Below are 1217 nucleotides of genomic sequence, written 5' to 3' on the forward strand. Positions count from 1 at the left end.
AAAAAATTGACTTTTTAAAAATTCAAAACCTGCTCCAAAAACTCTTCCGGATTCATGCTGATCACAAATCGTTTCTTTTTCATAGACAGATTAGGTCGAAAAATTTCTACCATTTTCAGGATGCTTATACACCATTTCCGTATGATATTCAGATTTTCTGCTGCCTGCTTATCTAACGTTGTGTTCGCATCCTCTTTAAAGGTCACATCCAAATGCCAGTGCATACTTTCCACACTCCAGTGTCCTCTCACCGCAAGGCTGAATAACTTCTCATCTTCTTTCAGACTGCTGATGTAATAGCGATATTCCTTCTTTTCCTCCCCTTCCCTCTTTATGGTCTTTTCCTCCATCCCTATGCTTTTCAAGCCTGCCCATTCCTTCTTCTGGCTTAGCCAGCCAATCTGCTCCGTCTGATAATACTCCCGGATCTCTATCTGTCCATGGGCTTTTTCTATCGTCTTACAGTAGGCTCCCCTTTTCTTTAGCTGCTCCTTTTCCTGCTCATCACAAAAAAACAGGCGTACATCCTCATACATTGTCTTTTGATTTTCTTTTAATGCAAGGACATAATCCCCCTTCTTTTTTCGGACCTTTTCCGCAATCTCTTTCTGTGTCCCCATCGCATCTATGGTTACTACCTGCCCTTTGATCCGGATTTTTTCCAGCAGCTCCGGAATCGCCGTGATCTCGTTGCTCTTTTCGTCCACTGCCTTCTGACCCAGACTAAACCCGTCCTCACGGCTCCATGCGGTCAGGATGTGGTTCGGCTTTCCCTCTTTTCTCTTGTTGGAGCGCATGGTTTTCCCATCAATGCAGATCAGTTTCCTTAATGCTTTTCCCTCGTCTTTGTTCAATAGTTCCTGCCATTTCTGATATAATTTCTGCAGAACTTCCGGAGACAGCATCCCAAACACCCGGCAAAGAGTATCATGGGATGGGATTCCATTTTTGAGTTCAATATATTTCTTTAGGTACTCTTCATGATAATGGGCAAAAAACTCCATTTCCACCCAGTCGTCTACATTGGACAATGTGGCAAACAATACTATCACGATAATATCCTTTAGTTTATGGCGGACTTTCTTTTCCTGTCGTATATCTTCGATATAATCCATCCACTCCAACAATTCTTCCACAGCACAAATCTCCTTTTTATTTTCAGCATATCACATAAAAGGAGATTTGTTCACAATTTATTTACTCATGCGTTTGTCCTG

At 42.0% G+C, this 1217-nt stretch carries 1 protein-coding gene; it reads right to left on the reverse strand.

The genetic code is table 11. The features are described 5' to 3' along the window. Positions 1-14 precede the first annotated feature (14 nt). The gene (locus tag B5G00_RS18420; RefSeq protein WP_087275080.1) at positions 15-1136 is read right to left on the reverse strand and encodes an ISAs1 family transposase; all 1122 of its coding nucleotides are present in this window, start codon (positions 1134-1136) and stop codon (positions 15-17) included. Positions 1137-1217: the final 81 nt, after the last annotated feature.

It is taken from the genome of Blautia sp. An46 (assembly GCF_002161645.1).
In the GTDB taxonomy this organism is placed as follows: domain Bacteria; phylum Bacillota; class Clostridia; order Lachnospirales; family Lachnospiraceae; genus Blautia; species Blautia ornithocaccae.